Genomic DNA, 20885 nt, shown 5'->3' on the forward strand with positions numbered 1-20885 from the left:
GGATAAGGAGTACGCAAGGGATGAGCACAATCAAGGGAAGCGACCTAAAGCTGCACAAGGTCTTGTCTAGTGACTATGAGTTTCATATTCCGGAGTATCAGCGACCCTATGCCTGGGAAGTAGAGCAGGCAGAGGAGCTTTTCGAGGACCTATGGACCTTCATGGAACAGGAGGACAAGTCAGAAGAGTACTTCCTGGGTAGCATTGTGCTGGTCAAGGATGACAAGACCAATCGTGCTGATGTTGTCGACGGCCAGCAGCGGCTAACCACGTTGACAATCCTGCTTTCGGCTATTCGGGATCGGCTTCAAGGTAATGGTAAGTGGGGAGCCGCCTTCGACAAGTACATCATGGAGCCTGGCGATATTACATTGGATCTCGAAGAGAAGCCTCGGTTATGCCTGCGTTCCCGGGACAGCGAATTCTTCAGCCGCTATGTGCAAAACCCGGGCGGGATGGCCGAACTGACCAGTCTTGATGTCAGTCGCTATCAGGATTCTCAGCTGAACATCATTCAGAACGGTAGCTACTATATTGATCGACTTGCCAACCTCGAGGAGGAGCAGGTGGGTCGCTTCGGTCAGTTTATTATAAGAAACTGCATCCTTGTCCTCGTCTCAACGGAGAGCTTCAAGTCAGCCTATCGGATCTTCTCGGTAATGAATGATCGAGGGCTGGACCTCGAGCCCTCGGACATCCTCAAAGCCAATATTATCAGCGGTATCGGGGAGCGTGAGAGAACTCAGTATACCGAACGCTGGGAAGATGCTGAGATCCGTTTGAGCCGCCGAGGCTTCAATGACCTGATAGCTCATATTCGAATGATATTCCGAAAAGAGAAATATCGTCGTTCAGTGCTTGATGAGTTCAATGACTATGTGGTGAAGGCGGTTCCTGGCAGCAAGACCCTGATGGATGAAGTCATCCTTCCCTATGCCGATGCTTTCGAGGTGATCAGAAACCAGTCGTTTGTCAGCTCAGAGAGGGCTGAGAGCATCAATGAGCTGTTCAGTTGGCTTCATCGCGTCAACAACATGGACTGGGTTCCGGTTGCCATGGAATTTGTGCGTCGCTATGAGGGTGATACTGAGGCTCTAGAAAAGCACCTGGTCATGCTAGAGCGCTTGGCGGCCAGCATGTTTATTCGCGGCGTTTATGTGACTCCCAGGGTTGAACGCTACGGGCGGGTGCTGACTGAGCTAGAGGCTGGAGTGAACCTCCTAGATGAAGGCTCTTCCCTTGACCTCACCCCTCAGGCGCAGAGGGAGACCCTTGAGCGGCTGAATGGCAACGTCTATGACTACCCGGCACTGTTGCGCATGTACATCATGCTGAGGATGGACTCTTTCCTTGCGGCAACGACCGTCAGCTACAAACACAAGACCACGACGATCGAGCATGTGTTGCCTCAGAATCCGAGCGAAGGTTCCCAATGGTTGGAGAATTGGCCCGAGGAGGAGCGTGAGGAGTGGACTAACAGGCTGGGAAATCTGGTTCTTCTGTCACGTCAGAAGAATTCGGAAGCATCGAATTACGACTTTGATCTCAAGAAGCAGAAGTACTTCCAGACGCGCAATGGGGTCTCACTCTATGCCTGTTCGACGCAGGTCTTGAACCACCAGCGCTGGACTGAAAAAGAAGTGAAGACAAGACAGCACGACTTGCTGAATGTCTTTTCCAGCAACTGGAAGCTCAAAGGTCTGGATCTCGTCACCCGCTAGCGCAAGGAGGCCACCATGCCATTACGCGACTACCCCTGGGAGCCCAGCTACGCCACCTCTGATATCCGAGACGATGGCAAGCAGGTGGATGTGCTGCACGACTTCTATATCCCGGCGCTGAACCGGGCGATGCGCTACGACCGTGTCGCCGGCTACTTCAGCTCTTCGTCACTGGCGGCCGCGTCTCAGGGTTTTTCGCGTTTCATCGAGAACGGTGGGGAGGCGCGCTTCGTGGTCGGGATGCAGCTCGATCCCGATGATGCGGCAGCGATCCTGCAAGGCGACGAGCAGCGTGCCAGCCAGGCCATGCTGGCAGAGCTGGCATCGAGTCAACAGTGGCCTTCTGCCATGCGACATGGTGTCGAGCTGCTGGCGTGGATGGTGGCCAATGGCTACCTCAGCATTCGCGTTGGCCTGCGGGTGCATGCCAAGGATGGATCACCGCAACCTCTGGATTACGCCCAGGATGGCTACCTCCATGAGAAGTGGGCGATTCTCGGCGATGGCCAGGATGAGCTTTACATTTCCGGCTCGCTCAACGAGTCCAGGACGGCGCTGGCTATCAATGCCGAGAACATTAATGTGCATCCGTCATGGGAAGACTGGGGGAGAAAGGCGATCCCTCAGAAGCACCGTAACTTCAAGGCGCTGTGGCAGGGCAACCATCCGGCGATCAGGACCTTTTCACTGCCCGAGGCGGTCGAGGCCGAACTGGTGAAGATTGCCCGCAACGCCGGCAGCCTGTTCGAGATTGATGGCACGCCGATGAGTACTCACCCGAGGCAGGTGAGAGAGAAGGATGAGCTCACACCGAGCTTTGCCGAGAGGCTTCGCTTCGCCATGCTGCGACTCGCGCCCCTGCTGCCGGGCGGGGAGCGTGTCGCCATCGAAACCACGCCCATCGAGCCCTGGCCGCATCAGCGCTTCGTTGCCAATCGCCTGCTGGAGACCTACCCCCGCAACCATCTGCTGTGTGACGAGGTAGGCCTTGGCAAGACCATCGAAGCCGGGCTGGCCTTCCGGGCTCTGTGGCTGAGTGGCCGTGCCAGCACCATCCGGGTGTTTGCGCCGGCCTCGCTGACCTCGCAGTGGCTGGTGGAGATGGCCGAGAAGTTCTATCTGCCTTTTGTCAGGCGCACTAGCCGCAAGGGGCGCTGGGAGCGTATCGACCTGCTGGATGGCGAGCCGGAGCAAGGGCAGGGCCAGATGTTCGATGCACCGCTGGAGATCATCTCGACTGGATTGGTGATCAACCGCCACGGCGGTAGGCTGCTGGCCAATCTTCCCGAGACCGATCTGGTGCTGGTGGACGAGGCCCACAAGGCCCGGCGCCAGACGCCTGACAACCAGACCGTCATGCCGCGCTTCAACAAGCTCTACCAGGAGCTGGAGGGTGCGCTATATGGAAAGTCGCGTACTCTGCTGCTGGCCACCGCCACGCCGATGCAGCTCAACCGCGTGGAAGCCTTCGATCTGCTGAAGCTGATGCCTTCCGCCGGGGCTGTCCAGTTCTCCGAGGATCTGTGTGAAATCTTCTACCGGGTGCGCGACAAGCTGCTCCACCAGGAGCCGATGGCTCATTATGAAGGCGAATGGCTGTGTCGCTACCTGAACAATGTGCGGAGCTCTTCTCCGGAGCAGTGGCACTTCGTCAATGAGCATGTGCTGAGCCCGTTCGGTAAAACTGGACTGGAGGACTTCACTGATCGTTCATTGGAGCCGATGATCTGGGATGAGGTGCAGCCGGCGCTGAGCCTGTTGGCACCGCTGGGGCGCAGCATGCTGCGGCACACACGCTCGCTGCTGCGCGCCTATCAGCGTGAGGGGCTGCTTAACGCCAACCTTGCCTGGCGTGAGGTTGCCCCCAGCATCATTCCGCTTGGCGGCGTCGAGCGGGAGGTCTATGACCAGCTGCAGGAGTACTGCGCCGACCTGGCAAGTCATATGGCTGCCAACATGGAGGAGGGCCGACAGCGTGCCGCTATCGGCTTCTACCTGAGCTTCTTGCGGCTACGCTTCGCCTCGTCCTTCCATGCGCTGCACTGCTCACTGAAGCGGCGCCTGGACAAGATCCAGCAGACGCTCGACCACAAGGCGCAGCAGGTCGCGACCTCGGATGGCTCACGTGAAGAACTCGAAGAGCTGAGAGACGATGAGGTGGAAGGGTTGGTGCTCAAGCATCGCACAGAGAGTGACCTGACCTGGGAGCAGGGTGCCGTGTCGCGGCTGATTGCCACCATGGACAAGCTACCCTCCACGCCACGCAAGATGCGTCAGCTGCTAGAGCATATCGAACAGCGGCGCATCAATAGCAGCGACCGAGTCCGTCAGCTGGTGCTGTTTACACGCTACACCGACACCATGGAGTACCTGCATGGGGAGCTACGCCGAAGGCTGCCGGGTTGCCCGATCGGGACCTTCTCCGGCGCCGGTGGCACATTGCGTCGGCCCGGTGAGTTTCGGCCGGAACGGATGGACCGAACAACCATCAAGCAGCGCTTCGTGGCGGGCAACATCGATATCTTGCTGTGTACCGATGCGGCCGCCGAGGGTCTCAACCTGCAGAGTGCCGATCTGCTGATCAACTTCGACCTGCCCTGGAACCCGATGATGCTGGAACAGCGAATCGGCCGTATCGACCGCATCGGCCAGCATCATACGCAGATCCAGGTGCTGAACTACCTCTATCAGGGCAGTGTGGAGGAGGTGGTCTACTCACGCTTGGTCAAACGCTTCCGAGAGGCGCTGACCGTCTCGGGTGAGTTGCAATTCTCGCTTTTGCCCATCCAGCCCGAGGATTTCGAGGACTACGCCAAGGCCGAGGGGGAAGAGGGCAAGATAGACGAGGAGGAGCTGATTCGCCGCGCGCAGGAGCACGCGAAGCGGATCCAGGAGCGCCAACAGCTCACCGAGTTCAAGGCCGAGGAGCAGAAGGCCGCCTACGAGCACCTGGAGGCACAACAGCGGCGTGAGCCGCTGCCGGCTTCACTGGAAAGTATCTGGCGTATCATCAGCGAGAGTGACTACCTGAAGGCATTGGGTGGTGGGATCGAGAGCTTCGCTCATGGTGATGCCTTCCGTCTGGTGGACGTTCCAGGCGTACCGCGCGACGTGCTGCTGACAACCTCCCGTGAACTATTCGAGCATGGACTGGGTGCCGACGACCGGCGACGCCTGCATTTCGCCACCTACGGTGACCCCGTCTTCGAGAAGTTGCTTGACTACATGTTGCAGCCCTTCGCGGCCGTGCTGGCGGCATGGCAAGAGCGCAAGCCACTCTCGGCACTGCAGCTCGGTGGCCAGCGGTGGACGACGGCGGATGATTTTCTGGAAAGCGAGCTGCCTGAGGGTGGGGAGATCGAACTGGTGGCTCGTGCTCACCGACAGCCGGGGCGTCAGGATGATCGCATCGGACGACAGCAGAAGGTAATGCTGGATGCCGCGGCTGCCAGCCTGGCCGAGCAGAAGCTCAAACCCACCCCCGATACGCCCAACAACCAGATTGCGGAGCTCGACCGGTTCCGAGGCGATGTCAGCCACCGCCATGGCCAACGGGTGCATCTCAAGTTCGATGCGCCGGATCGCAATGGCATGCTTGCCTTGAAGGACACGTTGCTCTGGCCCGTTCGTGAGAAGGCTGCCGGTCTACAGGTCGATGCCGACCCTCTGCTGCTCACTGCAACGCGAGATCTGATCTACCGTCAGCTGGGTGATATGAAGAAGGACAGTCGCACGGGGCATGAAGTGGCGAGGAGGCTGAAAGAGTCTGCCGCCAGAATGGTGTGAGCCGAGTATTTCTAGGCGATTATGGGTTTTGGTATACATGTCTACCTATGGCGATTGCAAGTTTGAAATATTATTAATAAATGGCTGGAGTGCTAGCCTGTTGAAGGGGTAGAGTGTATATGCTATTTATTAATTTTTTGAGAGACATTGAGGTTTTTTAAAAATGGAGCAATTTTATGCACTTTGATATTCCTGACCTTAGGCTTTTTATTTTTGTGGCAGAAGAGCTTAGCCTTACTGGTGGAGCTAGGAAGGCTAGTATTTCTACTGCTGCTGCAAGTACGCGCATTAAGTCATTAGAAGGTCAGCTTGGGAGCCGACTTTTTTATAGAGGTAGTCAAGGTGTAGAGCTAACACCTGCCGGTGAGAAGCTTCTCAAGCACGCGCGAGCAATTATGCGGCAAGTGGAGTATGTTAAAAGTGATTTTTCTGCCTATTCTAATTCCAATGTTGGGCATATAAAGATATTTGCTAATACGACTGCAGTTACTGATTTCATGCCAGAGGTGTTGGCAAAGTTTCTAGGTGAGCGTCCTGCAATAAGTATTGATCTTCAAGAAAAGCTTACAAACGATATATTTCGAGGTGTGCTTGATGGAGCGGCAGACTTTGGATTAACTTCGGGAGAGATAAAAATAAAAGACTTGGAGGTTCTGCCCTTTAGTTTTGATAGGTTGGTGGTCGTTGTTCCTGTGGGGCATGAACTCTCAAATTATAGCATAGTAGATTTTTTTGATACTCTCCACCATCCCTATGTGGGTTTGCATGAGGGGAGTACGTTGCTTCAATTTATGAAGGCTCAAGTCAAGGAGGTGGGTGTTTCACTTCCATTAAGAATCCAGGTGTATGGATTCGAGCCAGCTTGCCGGATGATTGAAGCTGGTGTGGGGATTGGCATCCTTCCAGAATCAAGTGCAGCTCGCTATCAAAAGACAATGGACGTACAGATTGTCCACCTAAGCAACGATTGGGCCTCTAGGGAAAGATCTATTGTAGTCCGTGAGTATGAGTCACTCCCAGAAGCTAGCAAGGAGCTAATTAAAGAGATAAAAGATTATTTTTCATAATTTTGGTTGTTTTTTTGGTTTTTCGTAAGTTCATATGGATTTTGACTGAACGAACAGGCGGCCCACCGGACCGCCAGTCAGGTAGATCATAACAATGAAATTGGCTTCGTTCCGGTAGATGCGTGCGCGTGACCTTGCCACCTGGAACAGGCATTTCATCCCTTCCAGTCGTGCGCTCGTCAGAGATGGTATCTAGCGCCTGACCATCGGTCGGCGTGACGCATCAGAATCTCCAGGGCCTTCCCCATCGGCTTCAGGAGAGACCTCTTCGGGCTCCTGTCTTCCTTCCTGACCTTGAAATGGTTTTTGGTGTATGCGACGTCAACTACTTTGGCCGCTTGGCGACAATTAAAATGGCCGGTTGGGTGGGGTAGTTGTCGTCAGTCCGACGACCCAGCTTTTCCTCCTTGTAATTGTCGTTGATAAGCACGCTTACGGTAGCTCTCCCCGCTCAGCTCCATCAGCGTGGCGTGGTGCACCAACCGGTCGATGGCAGCCACTGCCATCATGCTGTCGGGGAAGATACTGTCCCAGGCGCTGAACGGCTGGTTGGCGGTGATGATCAGGCTGGCCGACTCGTAGCGATGGGCGATCAGCTCGAACAGCACTGACGTCTCGGCCTCGCTGCGTTGGACGTAGCCGATATCGTCGATCACCAGCACGGCGTACTTGTCGAGCTTGATCAGGGCGTCGCTCAGGCGCAGTGCCTGCTTGGCAGCCTGGAGCTCCTGGACCAGGCTTGAGGCGGTGGCGTAGCGCACCCGGTAACCCTGGTCGACCAGCGTATGCCCGAGCCCGGCCGCCACGTGGCTCTTGCCGACGCCGGAGGGCCCAAACAGCAGCAGGTTGTGAGCCTGGTCGACCCACTGCGTGTCGCCGGCCAAGGCGCTCAGTTGCCGGCGCTGCTCGGCCGCGATGGCGTCGAACTCGAAGGACTCCAGCGTCTTGCCCACCGGCAGCCGGGCCTCCTTGAGGTGCCGGGCCAGCCGGCGTCGCTCACGCTCGGCCAGCTCGTGCTCGCATAGGGCGGCCAGTGTTTGTGGCAGGCTCCAGTTTTCGGCTCGGGCGCGGGTTTCCAGCTGGGGCCAGCAGGCGGCCATGGTGGGCAGGCGGAGCTGTCGCAGTAGCAGCGGCAGCGTCTGGGCATCAGGCATGGCAGCCCACCTCTGTGGTCGGCACGCTGGGCACCAGATGGTTGTAGCTGGCGATGTCATGCTGAGTCACCTGGGGGAAAACCAGCGTGGCGCTCGGCGTGGCGGCGAAGCGGGCCTGGAGCTCGGCCAGCGTCGGGCTCTTCCCGCGCGCCAGGGCGCTCAGCCAGTAACTGGCGATCGCCCCGGCCTGGTCCTGCTCGGCGGCCAACGCCAGAGCGCCAACGATGCGCTTGCAGGCCTCGGCGACCGGCAAGGCGGCGGTCAGCCGGGCGTACAGCTCGCGCCACTCCGCACTCGGCAGCAGGTCGTCGCGGAACGTCAGCCCCGCCAGCGCCCGGGGCTTGCGGACCAGCCAGCCGATCACATGGCGGTAATCGATGACCCGCAACCGGCCGCTTTCCGGCGTGGCATGCAGCCGCCTCAGCGTCAGCAATGCTTGCTGTGCGTGATGCAGCACCAAGCGATCATCGTAAAGGTGCACCCGCAGGTTCTCGCCGATCAGCCGGGACGGCACCGAGTAGAGCACCTTGCGCACCTGGATGGTGCTGGAGGTAGTGACGCGCACCGTCACCTCGCTGTAGTCGGTACCGGGCCGGCTGGGCAGTGGCTGCAGCGCGCCACGCTCGACGGTGATCCGGGCCGCGTTGCGGCGGTTGATCGCGGTGGTCACCTCATCGAGGAAGGCCTGGTAGTCATCGAGGCTAGCGAAGTCCTGGGAGCCGCGCAGCGTCAGGCGCTGTTGCAGGCGCCGCTTGAAGTGGCCATGCGGCGACTCGATGCTGGCGTTTTCATGGCCGCGCCCTGGGTTATTACGGGTGGCCGTCATGCCGTAGTGAGCGCACAGGGCAGCATAACGCTCGGTGAGGTCGGCTTCCGCCTCCCGGCCGAGGTTGCGGAAGGCCGCCGACAAGCTGTCGGTGCGGTGCTCCGCGGGGACACCGCCAAGCCGCTCCAGCGCACGGGTCAGGCCTTCAGCCAGCGCCGGGTAGCTCTCGCCACCGAGCACCACCCGGACATAACACCAGCCGCTGTAGGCCAGGCGGAAGTGGTAGAGCCGGTGATCAAGCAGCTCCCCTGCCACGGTAATGACAATCCCCTTGAGCTCGGTGAAGTCGGAGAGGCCGCGCAGCCCGGGGCCATGGGTTTGCGGGAACATTACCTCTTTCTCCGGGCCATGCGCGGCTCGCCAGCCCTTGACCCGGCGCTGCAGGGTTCGCAGCAGGCTGTCCGGGTACTGGCCGGGGTGCTGCTCCTGCAACCACTCCAGCAGGGTCAGTGCCTGCAAGCCCGGGGCGGCGGCCAGCTGGGGGACGAGCGTGGTCTCCCACACATCGGCGAAGGGGTCGGGCCGGGTTCGCCAGTGCCGTGATGCCGGCGGCTCGGAGGACTCGGCCCGGCGTTCGAGGCGGCGAGCGGTTCTGACGGAGAGGCCGGCCTTGGCGGCGGCGACCTCCTGGGTCTGGCCTTGTTGACGTTGCGACATATAGAGCGTGACCTGTTGGCTGGTGACCGCCATACCGGCTCCCTGGTGGGTCGGGACAAGCGGTCAAGCTTAGGGCAACCGGTCACAGTAGTTGTCGTCGGCCGGCCAGAGTAATTGTCGCTCTATATTTTGGTGCGCCTTTGACAAGCAGCTTGCGGTTTCTATCCAGCGTAGTTTCTCCTTGATTATCCAGAATCGGAGTTGGCGCTCTGATCGGTCACTAGCTCCTGGGCTCCTTCTTGAGCATCTCCTCCAGTCGCTTGGTGAAGTTAAGCTCTACACGATATGGTGATTACGCCGACGACGAAGGAGGACGAGACTTTACACGCACTGAACCTGTTCCGATGAATATAGACTGAGTGGGTAACTTCTGATTGATATTGGCAACCCGGCCGAGAATTCCTTCCGAGCGCATTGTCCGGGAGCTAAGCGCAAGGTCATTACCAGTAATTTTTGACATTTCATGAGCATGATTTTTGCTTGAATGCAGGGCTTATGTCGAGAGGGTGGGTGCTGCCATGGGTAGGCTTAAATCGCATAGGTTGTTGATAAACAAGGATAAAATCCAGGTGAATGATTAAGGGTAAGGGGGTTAGGGAAATCGAAAAGCCCCGTTACAAATTTATAAATTTACCTCTGTGAAAAGTTTTAGCATGCTATAGCTCAAGGTTGTTATAAAAATTGAGGGTGTTATGGAATTGGCGGAAAATAATGCTCACGAAATGTTTGTGGGAAAAAAAGAAGTTAGTTTCGATGATATTTCTCCTTCGCTTGTTAAGCGAATAGAAAAAACCTTTGGTGAGGGAGGTGTCCATGAAGGGGAGAGCCTACCTTATCTTTGGCATTGGGCATTTTTCCAGGAGCCTGTAGAAGAAAGCGAATTAAATGCAGATGGTCATCTTTCAAAAGGTAAACTTTTTCCCGCTGTTACAGGGAAAAATCGCATGTGGGCAGGCGGGAGAGTAAATTTTTTAGAGCCGATAAGAGTGGGTCTGCCTGCAAGACGAAGCTCAACAGTTTTGTCAGTTAAGGAAAAGCGGGGAAAATCTGGCGATCTTTTGTTTGTTACAATTGAGCATGTCATATCCCAAGGTGAGACTGTGTGCGTGCGAGAAGAACAAGATATTGTTTACAGAAGCCCTGGGCCTCCTAGGTTAAAAGTCCCTCATTCGATCCCTGAACTTGAATGGAAAGAAAGTCTGAATCCATCATCGATCATGCTATTTCGTTATTCTGCAGTGACTTTTAACAGTCACAGGATTCATTATGATTACCCCTATGCAACGGAGCAGGAAAGCTACCCAGGCCTTGTGGTTCAGGGGCCCATGATCGCAACGCTGTTGTTGCGTAGCTTCACTCGCCGCTTTCCCAATAGAAAGCCGCGATACTTTTCTTATCGGGGCCTCAGACCGCTCATTGCCGATGTTGAATTCGAGGTTGGAGGTGCAGAGCAAGACGGTCAGCAATGTACGCTTTGGGCTTTTAATGATAATGGCCCGGCGCATCAGGCGGATATTTACTACCAGGAGGGGTTCTAATGTTTTCTCATGACCAAGAATCTATCGAAGCTATTCGCGATGGTGTGCGGGGGCTTTGCGCAAAATTTGACGACGCTTATTGGCGCGCCGTAGATGAAAGAAAAGAGTTTCCAGAGGAATTTGTTTCTGCCTTGACTGAGGCGGGATGGCTAGCTGCTATGATACCTGAGGAATATGGTGGCTCAGGCCTCGGGCTAACTGAAGCCTCTATAATTTTGGAAGAGGTCAACCGTTGTGGCGGGAACTCTGGCACTGTGCACGGCCAGATGTACAATATGTTTACCTTGCTGCGGCACGGAAGTGAGGAGCAGAAGAAAAAGTATCTACCCAAGATTGCCGCCGGCGAGCTACGCCTGCAATCAATGGCGGTTACCGAGCCCACTACGGGAACCGATACCACCAAGATCAAGACTACAGCGGTACGTCAGGGTGATAAGTACGTCATTAATGGGCAAAAAGTTTGGATTTCACGTATCCAACACTCGGACTTAATGATTCTTCTGGCCCGTACCACTCCCATCGAACAGGTGTCCCGTAAGTCGCTTGGTATGTCGATCTTTCTCGTCGACCTTCACCAGGCCATCGGTAATGGGATGACTGTTCAGCCGATCCCTAACATGGTTAACCACGAGACCAACGAATTATTCTTCGACAACTTGGAAATACCGACTGATAGCCTGATCGGTGAGGAAGGCATGGGCTTTCGCTACATTCTCGATGGCCTCAACGCCGAACGGACCCTGATCGCGGCCGAATGCATCGGCGATGGTCGCTGGTTCATCGATAAGGCAAGACGCTACGCCAGCGACCGCGAGGTGTTTGGCCGCCCTATTGGCAAGAACCAGGGTGTACAGTTCCCCATCGCCCAGGCACACATCGATGTCGAAGCGGCCGACTTGATGCGCTGGCGAGCCTGCTATGAATACGACCATGGTCAGAATGCAGGTGCGAGCGCTAACATGGCCAAGTACTTGGCCGCTGAAGCTTCCTGGAAAGCGGCGAACGTTTGCCTCCAGACACATGGTGGGTTCGGTTTCGCCTCAGAATACGATGTCGAGCGCAAGTTCCGTGAGACACGTCTTTACCAAGTGGCACCCATCTCCACTAACTTGATTCTCTCCTACGTAGCTGAGCACCTGCTCGAATTGCCACGCTCTTTCTGAAGTAAGTTTCACTCCCGTAGGTCAAGGGGACAGTATTCTGACGTTAATGCGCTTGCAGTCTGATAAGTTCTCAGTGTGGCTCGCGGGAGATTTTGCAATACCAGTTAAATAGATAGGCTAATTGTTTATAGTGTGACGATATATCGCCAGTTGTCCCGGGTCGTAGCTCGAGGAGAGGATTCAGTATGCAACATTCACAACCCCCGTCTCGTCCCCTTGACGGCATCACTGTAGTCAGTCTTGAACATGCCATATCAGCTCCTTTTTGCACCCGACAATTGGCCGACCTTGGTGCCCGAGTGATCAAGGTTGAGCGGCCTGGTGTGGGAGACTTCGCCCGCGGTTACGACGAACGTGTCGATGGCCTGGCATCTCATTTCGTATGGACTAATCGCTCGAAAGAGAGCCTGACTCTAAACGTCAAGGCCGAAGAAGCTGGCGCCATCATGCAGAGATTACTTGTGCGCGCCGACGTTTTGGTCCAGAACCTCGCCCCTGGCGCCGCGGCCCGTCTGGGTCTGTCATTCGAGGACCTCCATGAGCGCTTTCCCCAGCTGATTGTCTGTGACATTTCAGGCTATGGTGACGACGGCCCTTATCGAGACAAAAAGGCTTACGATTTGATGATTCAGAGCGAGGCCGGTTTCCTGTCTACGACGGGCCTTCCTGGGGAAGAGGGCATGGCCAAGGCGGGCTGCTCCATCGCAGATATTTCGGCTGGCATGTACGCTTACTCCAGCATTCTCTCAGCTCTGCTACTTCGAGAGCGCACCGGGATCGGCAGCCATATCGATATCTCGATGCTGGAGAGCCTTGTCGAGTGGATGAGTTATCCGATGTATTACTCCTACAATAGCGCCGAACCTCCAGCACGTGCCGGTGCTTCTCATGCCACTATCTATCCTTATGGTCCTTTCCCAGCCGGTGATGGCCATTTCGTGATGCTGGGATTGCAGAATGAACGAGAATGGCAGGCTTTTTGTGAGGTTGTCCTGGAAGATGCTGCCTTGGCCAACGATGATCGCTTCACAAGTAATTCGAAGCGCTCGACCAACCGTGATGAACTGCGTGCGTTGATCTGCACGACCTTTGCAGCCCTCAGTGTCGAACAGATCATCGCCCGGCTTGAACAGGCCAATATTGCTAATGCCCACATTAACGATATGCAAGGCGTGTGGAAGCACCCCCAGCTTAAGGCACGCCAGCGATGGGTCGAGGTTGCGACTTCTGTTGGCAGGGTCCCGGCGTTGCTTCCCCCGGGGCGGAGCAATGCTTTCACGCCGCAGATGGCCGCCGTACCTGCTCTTGGCGAACATAGCGCGCAACTGCTTGGAGAGCTGGGCTTCAGTGATGAAGCCATTACTGACCTGAAGTCCCGAGGTGTGATTTGAGAAACGAGGTAGATGCCATGCCCATAAAACAGCACCGCTCATTCCTGTTCGTGCCCGCGACCCGACCAGAGCGGATCAATAAAGCCCACGCCAGCGAAGCGGATGTGGTCATCGTCGACCTCGAGGACGCCGTCGCTCCAGGTGACAAGGATGAAGCCCGCCGGTTGCTGCACGGTTATCTTACATCTACATGTGGCCCAGAAATTCTCGTTCGCGTCAATTCTACGCGTCCAGAGTTCGAGAAGGATCTGGCTATGTGCGCTCACTTCCCGAGTGTCACTGGCATCATGCTGCCTAAAGCTGAGACTAACCAGCAGATCGAACAGGCAGCTGCCTGCGGTAAGCCGGTGTGGCCGATCATCGAGTCCGCGAGAGGCTTAGTATCCCTGCAAAGCTTAGCTTTCACCAAAGGTATTGAGCGACTCACCCTCGGCGCGCTGGATTTAGCGACGGACCTAAACCTTGAGCCGGGCACTTCTGGTGCGACCACCTTGTTGGATCAGTGCCGTTATCAATTAGTTGTGTGTTCCCGTGCAGCTAAGCTTCCACCGCCGATCGAAAGCGTGGTGCCTGAAATCCACGATACTGAACGGGTGGAGAGTGTGGCGCGCAGGGCAGTTGAGATGGGGTTCGCCGGTATGCTCAGCATTCATCCCAAGCAGATTCCGAGTATCCATAAAGCATTTACACCTAGTGAAAATCTGGTGTTATGGGCACGCAGAGTTCTCGAGTCTGCTAAATCTGTCGACGGTGCCTTCCAGCTCGATGGCCAGATGGTGGATGAGCCAGTGATAAACCGCGCCAAGTCCTTGTTGGCACGCGTTCGTCTCTAACCCATGGTTAAACTGTGCCGAGTTGCTGGGTGTACGCCTTATCCGTTGGGTGCAGTGCTGTTTCTCCTGGAAACTTGAGGGGGAAAGCTGCTGACCAACCCTATGGGTAATATCCCCGGCGATGTCATTGTGACCTTGGTTAGAAGTGTCCTGTGCTGTGCTTACAGTGGGGCTTGCCGAAAGCGGCCGCTTAGAGCATCGAGCACTTATCTTGTTACTCAATATTTACTACCTCGACAGTGGTGAGACTGGGTGCCAGTTAACCGAAGCGCTGCTTGTCGGAAGCGGGAAAAAGACATTCTTCGATGAAGCATGACTGCTATCGAAAACCCATCTCATTGCCACTGTAACAGGATACCTTCGGCAGCAGCATGTGGGCTCGACCTCCTCGTTTTAAGATAACGAGGCATAGATATCACCTCCATGGGAGATTCCAATATGAAAACCGTCGTCGCGGTCAAACGCGTCATCGACTACAACGTCAAGATCCGCGTCAAGCCGGATAACTCCGACGTCGATCTCACCAACGTCAAGATGGCCATGAACCCCTTCTGCGAGATCGCCGTGGAAGAGGCGGTGCGCCTGAAGGAAAAGGGTGTGGCCACCGAGATCGTCGCCGTCACCGTCGGTCCCAAGGCCGCCCAGGAGCAGCTGCGTACCGCGCTGGCGCTGGGCGCCGACCGTGCCATCCATGTCGAGACCGACGAGCGCGTCGAGTCGCTGGGGGCGGCCAAGGCGCTGGCCAAGCTGGTGGAAGAGGAGCAGCCGGGCCTGGTGATCCTCGGCAAGCAGGCCATCGACACCGACAACAACCAGACCGGCCAGATGCTCGCCGCGCTGACCGGCCTGCCCCAGGGCACCTTCGCCTCCGCCGTGGATGTGGACGGAGAGAAGGTGCAGGTGACCCGTGAGATCGACGGCGGCCTGCAGACCGTCGAGATTTCCCTGCCGGCCATCGTCACCACCGACCTGCGCCTCAACGAGCCGCGCTACGCCAAGCTGCCCGACATCATGAAGGCCAAGAAGAAGCCGCTGGACGTCAAGAGCCCGGCAGACCTCGGCGTTGAGGTGGCCTCGAAGGTCAAGCTGCTCAAGGTCGAGCCGCCGGCCGAGCGCCAGGGTGGCGTCAAGGTGGGCTCGGTGGACGAGCTGGTCGACAAACTCAAGAACGAAGCCAAAGTGCTTTGAAAGGAGCGGATCCCATGAGCATTCTGGTTCTGGCAGAACATCACGACGGCGCCCTGGCCGGCGCTACCGCCCATGTGGTCGCGGCCGCCCAGGCCATCGGCGGCGATATCGACGTGCTGGTGGCGGGCGAGGGCGTTTCCGCCATCGCCGAGGCCGCCGCGAAACTCGATGGCGTCAGCCGGGTGCGCGTGGCCGACCACGCCGCCTACGCCCACCTGCTGGCCGAGCCCACCGCGGCGCTGATCGCCGAGCTCGCCGGCGACTACAGCCACGTGCTGGCGGTGGCCTCCACCACCGGCAAGAACGTGCTGCCCCGGGTCGCGGCGCTCAAGGACGTGGCGCAGATCTCCGAGATCATCTCCGTCGAGAGCGCCGATACCTTCAAGCGCCCGATCTACGCCGGCAACGCCATCGCCACGGTGCAGAGCGAGGACGCCCTCAAGGTGATCACCGTGCGCACCACCGGCTTCGATGCGGTAGCAGAGGGCGGCAGTGCCGCCATCGAGGCCGTGGACGTCGTGGCCGACAACACCCAGTCCACCTTCATCAAGGAGGCGCTGGCCCAGTCCGACCGTCCCGAGCTGGGTGCCGCCAAGGTGGTGATCTCCGGTGGTCGCGGCATGGGCAACGGCGACAACTTCACGCTCCTCGACGGCATCGCCGACAAGCTGGGGGCCGCCATCGGCGCCTCGCGCGCCGCGGTGGACGCCGGCTTCGTGCCCAACGACATGCAGGTGGGGCAGACCGGCAAGATCGTCGCCCCGGACCTCTACATTGCCGTGGGCATCTCGGGGGCCATCCAGCATCTGGCCGGCATGAAGGACTCCAAGGTCATCGTGGCCATCAACAAGGACGAGGAGGCGCCGATCTTCCAGGTCGCCGACTACGGGTTGGTGGCGGATCTCTTCGAGGCGCTGCCGGAGCTGGAAAGCAAACTGTAGCAGTTGGGCTTGATTCAGAAGTGGTCTCTCCGATTGTCGGCGGCAGTGGCGTTTGCCGTTTCCGTCGACTTTTTTCTTCTTTAAGGGGCAGAACATGGCGTCAGAAAGCGAACGCGAGTCCATGGAATTCGATGTGGTCATCGTTGGCGCCGGGCCCTCGGGCCTGGCCGCGGCGTGCCGGCTGATGCAGCAGGCCAATGAAGCCGAGCAGGAGCTCTCGGTGTGCGTGGTGGAGAAGGGGTCCCAGGTCGGCGCCCATATCCTCTCCGGCGCCATCTTCGAGCCCCGCGCCCTGCAGGAGCTGTTCCCTGACTGGGCCGAGCGTGGCGCACCGCTGACCACCCCGGCCAGCCGCGACGAGGTCTACCTGCTCAAGGACGCCGAGAAGGGGCAGAAGCTGCCCAACGCCCTGGTGCCCAAGAGAATGCACAACACCGGCGGCGACCTGACCCGCTACGTGATCAGCGCCGGCAACCTGTGCCGCTGGCTGGCCGAGCAGGCCGAGGGTCTGGGCGTGGAGATCTTCCCCGGCTTCGCCGCGCAGGAGGCGATCGTCGAGGAGGGCGTGGTCATGGGCATCCTGATCGGCGACATGGGCGTAGGCGCCGATGGTCAGCCCAAGGATGGCCATATGCCGGGCATGGAACTGCGCGCCAGGTACACCCTGTTCGCCGAGGGCGCCCGGGGCCATATTGGCAAGCGCCTGATCGAGGAGTATCGCCTCGACGCGGGCAAGGACCCGCAGCACTACGGCATCGGCCTCAAGGAGCTGTGGGACGTGCCCGCCGAGCAGCATGAACCCGGACTGGTGCTGCATGGCTCCGGCTGGCCCCTGGACAAGCACACCCACGGTGGCTGGTTCCTCTACCATGGCGACAACCAGCAGGTGGTGGTGGGCCTGATCATGGACCTCTCCTACCAGAATCCCTGGCTCTCGCCCTTCGACGAGTTCCAGCGCATGAAGCACCACCCGGTGCTGGCGAAACATCTCGAGGGCGGCAAGCGGGTCGCCTACGGCGCTCGGGCCATCGCCAAGGGCGGCCTCAACTGCCTGCCGAAGATGACCTTCCCCGGCGGCCTGCTAATCGGCTGCGACGCCGGCACCCTCAACTTCGCCAAGATCAAGGGGCTGCACACCGCCATGAAGTCCGGCCTGGTGGCCGCCGAGACGGTATTCGAGGCGATCAGTGCAGGCGATGAAGGAGGTCAGGAGCTGACGGCCTTCACCGACAAGTGGGAATCCAGCTGGGCCTTTGCCGAGCTCAAGGAGAGCGCCAGCTTCGGGCCAGCGATCCACAAGTACGGCACCGTCCTTGGCGGCGCCTACAACTTCGCCGACCAGCTGTTGCGGGGCAAGCTGCCCAACGTCCACGACACCACTCCGGACCATGCCGCACTGAAGCCGGCCAGCGAATTCGAGAAGATCGACTACCCGAAGCCAGACGGCAAGCTCTCCTTCGACAAGCCCTCCTCGGTGTTCCTCTCCAACACCAACCATGAGGAGGACCAGCCCTGCCACCTGAAGCTGGCCGACCCGGAGTTGCCGATTCGCGACAACCTGCCGGAGTACGCCGAGCCGGCCCAACGCTACTGCCCGGCCGGGGTCTACGAGGTGGTCGAGGGGGACGACGGCAAGCCGCGGTTCCAGATCAACTTCCAGAACTGCGTGCACTGCAAGACCTGCGATATCAAGGACCCGGCCCAGAACATCACCTGGGTGGCGCCGGAGGGCGGTGGCGGACCGAACTATCCCAATATGTGAATTCAATTGCCACGAGCACTGTTATGCGCGGGCTCTTGATGACGAGCGTGCTACTTTTTCCTCGTCATCGGTGTCAAGTGTTTTTTTGCCCTTCTGAGGTGAGTAAGACTAAGGTCTATTTGGTATGTGTGAAAGGGGGGTTCTGACATTTGAAATTCATTTCTGAGCAAGGATGTTGCAAGAATGGGAGTATAAAGTGAGGAAGGGATAAGGTTTTTTCGGATAATAACCGCATAGCAAGACAAACCATTTCAATCAACAAAAAATCACAGGTGATTTATGGCAGTGATAGTGAGTTTTTTTACTAGGCTTGTGCATAAGTACATGCCAGATGCATTCGTTGTGGCAATTGCTCTCACCATTTTGACGGTTGCGCTTGCCGTTATAGGTGAGGGAGTCACAGTCCATGAGGCCACTAAATATTGGGGCGACGGATTCTGGGCGTTACTTAGCTTTACAATGCAAATGACTGTGATACTTGTCACGGGCTACATTCTTGCAAAGACGCCTTTAGTGGATCGTGCTTTAGAAAAGGTAACAGGAGTAGTTAAAACGCCACGTCAGGCAGTGGTTGTGGCTACTGTTGTTGGGATTTTAGGTTGTTGGTTTAACTGGGGTTTTGGGCTAATTGTTGGTAGCGTTGTGGCCAGGAAGCTTGCGATTAATGTTAAAGGACTGCACTATCCTCTGGCTATAGCTGCTGCTTACTCCGGGCTTTCTGTTTATGGAATCGGCCTGTCTGGCACTGTTCCTCTTGTAATTTCAACGGACGGCCACTTTATGGAGTCTGCGATGGGGATCGTTCCGCTAGGCGAAACTATTTTCTCCCCGGTGATGCTGGCCACATCAGTTCTAATTTTGCTTACCCTTCCTTTTTTTAATGCACTTATGCACCCTAAAGATAAGGAGTCAGTTCATGAGATAGATAGGAGTAAAATTAGCGACAAAATTGATTTTAAAGAAAATGACTTCCAAGCTCCTGCGACTTTTTCTCAAAAAATGAATAACAGTAAGGTGCTAGGGGTCTCTATTGGTCTTCTTGGGCTTTACTATATTTATATCTACATTGCAGACGGGGGGGCTCTTAATCTTAATATTTTGAATTTTGGATTCCTTTTCCTTGGCATCATCCTTTTTGCCTCGCCCGCGAAGTTTCTTCAAGCCCTAAATGATGCAGTAAAAACCGTTGCTGGAGTGATCATACAGTACCCATTCTACGCAGGGATAATGGGTATCTTGGTTGGGTCTGGACTGATGGTCTCTTTTTCAGATTTCTTCACAGGGTATGCGACGGCTGAAACATTGCCTTTCTGGTCCTTTGTGAGTGGAGGGGTAATTAATATTCTAGCTCCATCTGGTGGTGGCCAATGGGCTGTGCAAGGTCCTGTGATGATCGAGGCTGCACGAGAGCTGGGAGCTTCTTTTGCAGCAACTGCTACAGCTGTCCAGATCGGGGATCAATGGACTAACATGGTACAGCCATTCTGGCTGCTTCCGGCGCTTGCAATTTCTGGACTGAAGCTCAAAGAAATTATGGGCTACCTTGTGCTAGTACTAGTTTATCTTGGTGTTATCTTTGGCGGAGCAGTGCTTGTTTGGGGCGGGGCCTAAGCCCAGCATCTTAATACATTGTTATGGAGGTGTTGAAATGAAAAAGCGAAGAGCCGCTATTGTTGCACCAGTCAGAACAGCCGTTGGTGCATTTGGGAAAAGTTTAAAAGATGTACAAGTTGAGCATCTGGCGTCGGCTGTAGTAAAAGAGACTGTTTCACGATCGGGGATAGACCCTGATCTTATAGAAGATGTCATATTTGCTCAGTCGTACTCAAATAGTGAAGTTCCTTGTGTTGGCCGGTGGGCGGCCTTGGAGGCTGGACTATCTGAAGCTGTGCCTGGGATGCAAGTTGATAGGCGCTGCGGGGGAGGACTTCAAGCTATTATAAATGCTGTAATGATGGTGGAGTCTGGCGCCTGCGACGTTGTTGTTGCTGGCGGAGTAGAAAGTATGAGTAATATTGAGTATTACTCGACAAACATGCGCTGGGGAAAAAAAGCCGGTTCATTCACAATGCATGATCGTCTTGATAGAGGTCGTGAGAGATCGCAGCCCGAGAGCCGGTTTGGCTATATTTCGGGCATGATAGAAACCGCAGAAAATCTTGCAAAAAAATATAGTATTAGTAGGGGTGAGTCGGATAGGTTTGCTTTAATGAGCCAGGAAAGAGCTTTCCGCGCATGGGAGAGTGGGAGGTTTAATGAAGAGGTTGTGCCTATTCATGTTAGTAAGAAAAATGGGGAAAGACTTCTTTTTTCAAGGGATGAGGGGGTGCGCGAAAATGCTTCCATGGAGGGGTTGGAAAAGCTAAACCCAATAATTCCTGGCGGGACTGTCACTGCAGGCAATGCGAGCCAACAGAGTGATGCAGCCGCTGCATGCATTGTTATATCAGAAGATAAGCTTAGGGAGATTAAGTGTGATCCCTTAGGGTTTATGGTCGGGTGGGCAGCTTCTGGATGCCACCCGGCGTACATGGGTATTGGGCCTGTCCCTGCTGTAGAAAAGTTATTAAAAAAAACGTCTCTCAAGTTAGGTAATATGGGCTTAATTGAGCTAAATGAAGCATTTGCTTGCCAGGTTTTGGCCGTTTTGAAAGAATGGAATTTCGATGATTTTAGCAAGCTAAACGTTAATGGGTCAGGTATTTCACTTGGGCATCCAATTGGTGCTACTGGGTCTAGGATTATGGTTAGTATGCTGCACGAAATGCAGCGTAGGCCGCATTGCCAATTCGGCCTCGAAACAATGTGTGTTGGCGGCGGCCAGGGTGTAGCTGCGATTTTTGAAAAAGCCTGAGGAG

General features: G+C 56.4%; 14 protein-coding genes. 12 read left to right on the top strand and 2 right to left on the bottom strand.

What is annotated here, in order from left to right:
• Positions 1-20 precede the first annotated feature (20 nt).
• The 3 genes from DFO68_RS12420 to DFO68_RS12430 all read left to right on the top strand — a co-directional run bounded on the left by DFO68_RS12420 (position 21) and on the right by DFO68_RS12430 (position 6574).
• A complete protein-coding gene (locus DFO68_RS12420; RefSeq protein ID WP_133483958.1) occupies positions 21-1721 on the top strand; it encodes a DUF262 domain-containing protein in 1701 nt (566 codons plus the stop codon).
• A 15-nt stretch (positions 1722-1736) separates the two neighbouring features.
• The gene (locus DFO68_RS12425) at positions 1737-5507 is read left to right on the top strand and encodes a helicase-related protein (RefSeq protein ID WP_133483959.1); all 3771 of its coding nucleotides are present in this window, start codon (positions 1737-1739) and stop codon (positions 5505-5507) included.
• Positions 5508-5683: 176 nt separating this feature from the next.
• Positions 5684-6574, top strand: a complete 891-nt coding sequence (locus DFO68_RS12430) for a LysR family transcriptional regulator (RefSeq protein WP_133483960.1) — start codon at positions 5684-5686, stop codon at positions 6572-6574.
• Between the two features lie 380 nt (positions 6575-6954).
• Here the strand turns inward: DFO68_RS12430 and istB are convergent, their stop codons facing one another.
• Together istB and istA are read right to left on the bottom strand one after the other, a co-directional pair.
• Complete coding sequence (gene istB, locus DFO68_RS12435; RefSeq protein WP_133483961.1) at positions 6955-7728, bottom strand: IS21-like element helper ATPase IstB; 774 nt, start codon at positions 7726-7728, stop codon at positions 6955-6957.
• A complete protein-coding gene (gene istA, locus DFO68_RS12440) occupies positions 7721-9244 on the bottom strand; it encodes an IS21 family transposase (RefSeq protein WP_432206844.1) in 1524 nt (507 codons plus the stop codon). The genes istB and istA overlap by 8 nt, the downstream gene beginning before the upstream one ends.
• Positions 9245-9903: 659 nt before the next feature.
• Here istA and DFO68_RS12445 point away from each other — a divergent pair.
• From DFO68_RS12445 to DFO68_RS12485, 9 genes are all read left to right on the top strand, one after another.
• Positions 9904-10749, top strand: coding sequence for a hypothetical protein (locus DFO68_RS12445; RefSeq protein ID WP_133483962.1), 846 nt, complete (start codon positions 9904-9906; stop codon positions 10747-10749).
• The gene (locus DFO68_RS12450; RefSeq protein ID WP_133483963.1) at positions 10749-11912 is read left to right on the top strand and encodes an acyl-CoA dehydrogenase family protein; all 1164 of its coding nucleotides are present in this window, start codon (positions 10749-10751) and stop codon (positions 11910-11912) included. Before DFO68_RS12445 ends, DFO68_RS12450 begins: the two co-directional genes overlap by 1 nt.
• 185 nt (positions 11913-12097) lie before the next feature.
• Complete coding sequence (locus DFO68_RS12455; protein WP_133483964.1) at positions 12098-13303, top strand: CaiB/BaiF CoA transferase family protein; 1206 nt, start codon at positions 12098-12100, stop codon at positions 13301-13303.
• A 17-nt stretch (positions 13304-13320) separates the two neighbouring features.
• Entirely contained in the window at positions 13321-14136 is an 816-nt protein-coding gene (locus tag DFO68_RS12460; RefSeq protein WP_133483965.1) for an HpcH/HpaI aldolase/citrate lyase family protein, read from the top strand.
• A gap of 438 nt (positions 14137-14574) precedes the next feature.
• Positions 14575-15324 (top strand): electron transfer flavoprotein subunit beta/FixA family protein, encoded by a 750-nt coding sequence (locus DFO68_RS12465; protein WP_133483966.1) that lies wholly within the window; start codon positions 14575-14577, stop codon positions 15322-15324.
• Between the two features lie 14 nt (positions 15325-15338).
• Positions 15339-16265: an electron transfer flavoprotein subunit alpha/FixB family protein gene (locus DFO68_RS12470; RefSeq protein ID WP_133483967.1), complete on the top strand. Its 927-nt coding sequence runs from the start codon at positions 15339-15341 to the stop codon at positions 16263-16265.
• Positions 16266-16359: 94 nt separating this feature from the next.
• On the top strand, positions 16360-18027 hold the full coding sequence (locus tag DFO68_RS12475; protein ID WP_133483968.1) for an electron transfer flavoprotein-ubiquinone oxidoreductase: 1668 nt from the start codon (positions 16360-16362) through the stop codon (positions 18025-18027).
• 279 nt (positions 18028-18306) lie between these two features.
• Complete coding sequence (locus tag DFO68_RS12480) at positions 18307-19638, top strand: short-chain fatty acid transporter (RefSeq protein WP_133483969.1); 1332 nt, start codon at positions 18307-18309, stop codon at positions 19636-19638.
• 37 nt (positions 19639-19675) lie between these two features.
• Positions 19676-20881: an acetyl-CoA C-acetyltransferase gene (locus tag DFO68_RS12485; RefSeq protein ID WP_133483970.1), complete on the top strand. Its 1206-nt coding sequence runs from the start codon at positions 19676-19678 to the stop codon at positions 20879-20881.
• Positions 20882-20885 lie beyond the last annotated feature (4 nt).

It is taken from the genome of Halomonas ventosae, assembly GCF_004361885.1.
Classification (GTDB): domain Bacteria; phylum Pseudomonadota; class Gammaproteobacteria; order Pseudomonadales; family Halomonadaceae; genus Halomonas; species Halomonas ventosae_C.